Raw genomic sequence first — 4,406 nt, 5'->3', positions numbered from 1 at the left:
GAGCACGAAGAGCCCACCGTGTCCGAACACCTCATCGAGTACGTTGCCCGCGACCGCACGGGCATCACCGCCGTCGTCACGACCACGAGCGTCATCGACGTCGACACCGTGATCCGCAACATCAGTGCCGGTCACTCCGGGTACTACGTCGCCCGCAACTGGAAACGCACGCCTGTCCGGAGTCTCACCTCGTTCGGTGGCGCGTACCTCTTCGCGAACTGGGACGGCTCGAAGCGGAACATGCTGCACGACCTGGCGTTCCCGAACCAGACGCGCACGCTGCCGCTCGCGCCGCGTCGCCCGTCGCGCTTCCGCGAGGCCCTCGCCGCGGTCTTCGGTCGGCGCTAGCGGACCTCGTCCGCCGGGGCGGGCTCACTCCGGGCGAGCACCCGCAGCGCCCCGTGGTACTGCCACAGGGTCATCACGAGGAAGCCGAGGAACATCGCGCTCGACGCCGCGAAGACCCAGCGCCAGTCATCGCGGTCCCCGGACACCTGAGCGAGGTTCGATGCCGACAGCACGGTGAAGCCGACGAAGGCGGTCACCTGCAGCGCGGACTGATCGACGAGGCGACGAGCCGCGACGCGGACGATCGGTCCCTCGTGATCCGAGACCTGGAGTGGACCCACCGCTGCTCGCGACAAGCGGCGCACGTCGCGACGAGGGCGCGAACGAGCATTCGGGATCATCGCGACCCGCAGCTTCCCTCGGATCACGGCGACGAGGTACGTGACGCTGGCGGTGAGCGAGACGGCGAGTCCGACCAGGAGGAACACGAACCGCACGGTGTCGAACGGCTCGTCCTCCGGCGCCAGCCGCAGCACGATCCCCAGCACGATCGCGACCCCCGCCACGACGACGCTCCCGACCTCGGCCCACCGCGGCAACGGCCGCTCCCCCGCATCCATGGCCACCAGTCAACACGCGCGGACTGCGCGCAGCACGACCTGGAGGCCCGGAGCACGTGAGCAGACCTGCTCACGTGACCCGGGCCTCCAGGTCGACCGTGGACGTCGTCAGACGTCGCGCGTGCGCGCCGCCGTCAAGGCGACCGCACCGACGACGACCACCTCGGCGGCGAGGACGCCGAAGCCGCCCCAGCCGTTCAGGTGCAGGCCGTCGCCCTGCTGACCGCCGTCGTCGAAGGCGTAGAGCTGCGCGCCTGCGGAGGACGGCAGGAACTGCGAGGCATCCATGATCCACTGCTGGTTCGTCAGGGCGGCGAAGACCTGCACGATGGTGGGCAGGACGAGCAGGATGCCGAGCGCGATGGCGATCCCGCCGGCACTCGAACGGACCAGGAGCCCGATGCCGAACGCCAGCAGCGCGACCAGGGTCACGTAGACCGAGGACCCGAGGATCGGCATGAAGACCGACGGGTCGGCGAGGTCAGGGTGGATGTCACGACCGGACTGCAGCGACGCCGCGATCGCGACCCCGACCCACGTCGAGACGGCGCTCACCACGAAGGTCGTGACGGCGAGGACCGCGGCCTTCGCGAGCACGACGCCGGTGCGTCCGGGCGCAGCGGTGAACGAGGACCGGATCTGCCCGGTGCCGTACTCCCCCGTGATGATGAGCACGCCGAGCACCGCGACCACGAGCGCGGTGAGCGAGACGCTGACCGTGCCGATCTGCACGATGAGCGCGTTCGCCGCGGCGACCGGGGCACCTCGCGGGACACCGGTGTCGATGCTGCCGAGCAGGAAGGCCATCGCGAGGGTCAGCAGGACGACGATGGCGTAGCACCACACGGTCGACCGGATGCTGCGGAGCTTGATCCACTCGCTCCGGACGAGCCGCGGGAACGTGACGTTCGTGGAGCGGGGCATGGTCACGGCGCTCATCGGGCGCCCTCCGATCGGTACTCGACGTCGTCGCGGGTGAGGGCCATGTACGCCTCCTCCAGGCTGGCGCCCATCGGGGTGAGCTCGTGGACCGGTGCCCCGACCTGCGCGGCGACGTCGCCGATGCGCCGGGCGTCGGGGCCGACGACGACGAAGGCGCCGTCCTCGCGCGGGGTGACGGCGGACGCCTCCGAGCCGATCGCTCCGAAGAGCTGGTCGGGTGCGGGGGTGCGGACGAGCACGCGGTTGGCGCCGCCCGACTCGCCGCCGGCCACGAACTCTGCGATGGGGGCGTCGGCGAGGACCCGGCCGCGGCCGAGCACGACGACCCGGTCGGCGGTCTGTGCCATCTCGCTCATGAGGTGGCTGGAGAGGAACACCGTGCGGCCGTCGGCGGCCATGCGGCGGGCGAGCTGCCGGACCCAGACGACACCGTCCGGGTCGAGGCCGTTGACCGGCTCGTCGAGGATCAGGGTCTTCGGGTCGCCGAGGAGCGCTGCCGCGATCCCGAGACGCTGCCCCATGCCGAGCGAGAACCCGCCGACGCGCTTCTTGGCCACGGCGTCGAGTCCGGTCATGTCGATGACCTCGTGCACCCGCGCCTTCGGGATCCCGTGCGTCGCGGCGAGCGCGAGCAGGTGGTTGTACGCGCTGCGCCCGGAGTGGACCGCCTTCGCCTCGAGCAGCGCCCCGACCTGCCGCAGCGGGTCGGAGAAGCTCCGGTAGGGCGCCCCGTTGACGATCGTCCTCCCCGCAGTGGGGCGGTCGAGCCCCATGATCATGCGCATCGTGGTGGACTTGCCCGCGCCGTTCGGCCCGAGGAAGCCGGTGACGCTCCCGGGACGGACGACGAACGAGACGTCGTTGACGGCGATCTTCTGGCCGTAGTGCTTGGTGAGGTGCTCGACTTCGATCACGCAGCCAACGCTAGGGGGACCCCCAGCCGGCCCGCGTCCCCCGTGCGACGGAGATGTGCTGACCCCCGAACTGGTGTCGCCACAGTGCGCACTCAGCGAACACACACGCCGCACAACGGGCACGCTGGGTCTGAACAGCACCGATCGCGTCCGTCGGAGCAGGGTTCGACGGTCGACGCGGTGTTCACACGGGCACCTCCAAACCGGCGGACCGTCCGCTCCGAAGACCCTGTGCGACGGGAACAGTTCCGCGGCGAACACGCCGCGGGCCCATCGAGTTCGAACCCACCGTTCGGAAGGACCGCACCATGACCGCACACACCTCTCCTGCACGTACCGGCTTCGCCGCGACGCTGACCCAGAAGGTGGCGCTGCTCTTCGGCGTCGTCTTCCTGCTCGTCGGCATCGCCGGCTTCATCCCGGGCCTCACGATGGACATGGGCTCCATGTCGATGGCCGGTCACGGCTCGATGGCGCTCCTCGTCGGCGTCTTCCAGGTGTCCGTCCTGCACAACATCGTGCACCTGCTCTTCGGCGTCGTCGGCCTCATCGCCGCTCGCTCGCACGTCGGCTCGCGCAACTACCTCGTCTTCGGCGGCATCGTCTACTTCGTCGTCTTCATCTACGGCCTGTTCACCGCCGGCATGGCGACGGGTGCGAACTTCGTGCCGCTCAACACCGCGGACAACGTGCTGCACTTCATCCTCGCGGTCGCGATGGTCGTCCTCGGCCTGGTCGTCCCGCGCATCGGCGCGCGCACCGCGCGCTGACGTCGTCCCGGCGGGTCGGGAGACCGACCCGCCGCGTGCGGTCACCCGGATCAGGGGTGACCACTGACGGTCTGGAGGCCCGGTACCAGCTGGTACCGGGCCTCCAGGCCGTCTCGGCGTGCGTGGGCCGCGGGGCGGACACGCCCGCCCCGGCTCCCCTCGCCCACGTGGTCGCGGTGTCGCGCGAGGACCGGGCCGCGGTGCCGCGGCGGGGACCACGGGCCCGCGTGCGTGCTCAGTCGTCGCGTCGCGAGCGCGTCCGGCGGAACCGCTTGCCGGTCTCCTCGTCGACGGCGACGCTGCCGGTCGGCAGGTTCGACAGGTCGGGCGCGATCACCGTCGCCTCGCGGCCGGAGTCCGGCAGACCCATCGTCTCGATGCCGCCCGGGGTGTCGAGGACGAGGACGGGCGTCCGGGCGGTGAGCGTGCGACCGGCGAAGAAGTCGGGCGAACGGACCCACCAGACGACCATGAGCACGACACCGATGAGGATCGCGCCGACACCGACGACCGCGACGGCGCCGATCCCGAGGATCGTGACGTCGTGTCCGGCGTCGTCCTGCAGCCAGTCGGGCTGGGCGAACTGCACGAGCCCGTAGACGAACGTGACGGCGAGCGAGACCCCGCCGAGCAGCGGGACGAGACCGCGCATGAGCGCGTTCCGGACGCTCGAGGTCAGCGTGCGCCGGTACGCCCAGACGCACGCGAACCCGGTGAGGCCGTAGTAGAAGGCGATCATCAGCCCGACCGACCCGATGAGCGCGGTGAGCAGGTTCGTCGAGATGACGGTGAACAGCACGTAGAAGCCGATCGACGCGATCCCCATGCCGACGGTCGACCAGGTCGGCGTCAGGAAGCGCTTGTGGATGCGG

5 protein-coding genes and 1 pseudogene are annotated in these 4,406 nt (G+C 70.7%); 2 read left to right on the top strand and 4 right to left on the bottom strand.

Going from position 1 to position 4,406, the window contains the following annotated elements; genetic code table 11:
* Window positions 1–348: hypothetical protein (locus I59_RS07690; RefSeq protein ID WP_222834995.1), on the top strand; the 348-nt coding region annotated here is incomplete at its 5' end.
* On the opposite strand, the gene I59_RS07685 is transcribed toward I59_RS07690, so the two are convergent.
* From I59_RS07685 to I59_RS07675, 3 genes are all read right to left on the bottom strand, one after another.
* Entirely contained in the window at window positions 345–908 is a 564-nt protein-coding gene (locus I59_RS07685) for a hypothetical protein (RefSeq protein WP_148286132.1), read from the bottom strand. The two genes, I59_RS07690 and I59_RS07685, sit on opposite strands and share 4 nt — an antisense overlap.
* A 108-nt stretch (window positions 909–1,016) precedes the next feature.
* Complete coding sequence (locus tag I59_RS07680; protein ID WP_022903361.1) at window positions 1,017–1,847, bottom strand: ABC transporter permease; 831 nt, start codon at window positions 1,845–1,847, stop codon at window positions 1,017–1,019.
* Window positions 1,844–2,764, bottom strand: coding sequence for an ABC transporter ATP-binding protein (locus tag I59_RS07675; protein ID WP_022903360.1), 921 nt, complete (start codon window positions 2,762–2,764; stop codon window positions 1,844–1,846). Before I59_RS07675 ends, I59_RS07680 begins: the two co-directional genes overlap by 4 nt.
* Before the next feature lie 308 nt (window positions 2,765–3,072).
* Here I59_RS07675 and I59_RS07670 point away from each other — a divergent pair, with 308 nt between their 5' ends.
* Entirely contained in the window at window positions 3,073–3,534 is a 462-nt protein-coding gene (locus I59_RS07670; RefSeq protein ID WP_022903359.1) for a DUF4383 domain-containing protein, read from the top strand.
* Between the two features lie 235 nt (window positions 3,535–3,769).
* Here I59_RS07670 and I59_RS22755 read toward each other — a convergent pair.
* Window positions 3,770–4,406, bottom strand: a pseudogene (locus I59_RS22755) (hypothetical protein); the annotation flags it as partial.

This window comes from Curtobacterium sp. B8 (genome assembly GCF_000333315.1).
Taxonomy (GTDB): domain Bacteria; phylum Actinomycetota; class Actinomycetes; order Actinomycetales; family Microbacteriaceae; genus Curtobacterium; species Curtobacterium luteum.
Note: the sequence above shows the minus strand (reverse complement) of the source record. Positions and strands in the feature narration are given on the sequence as shown.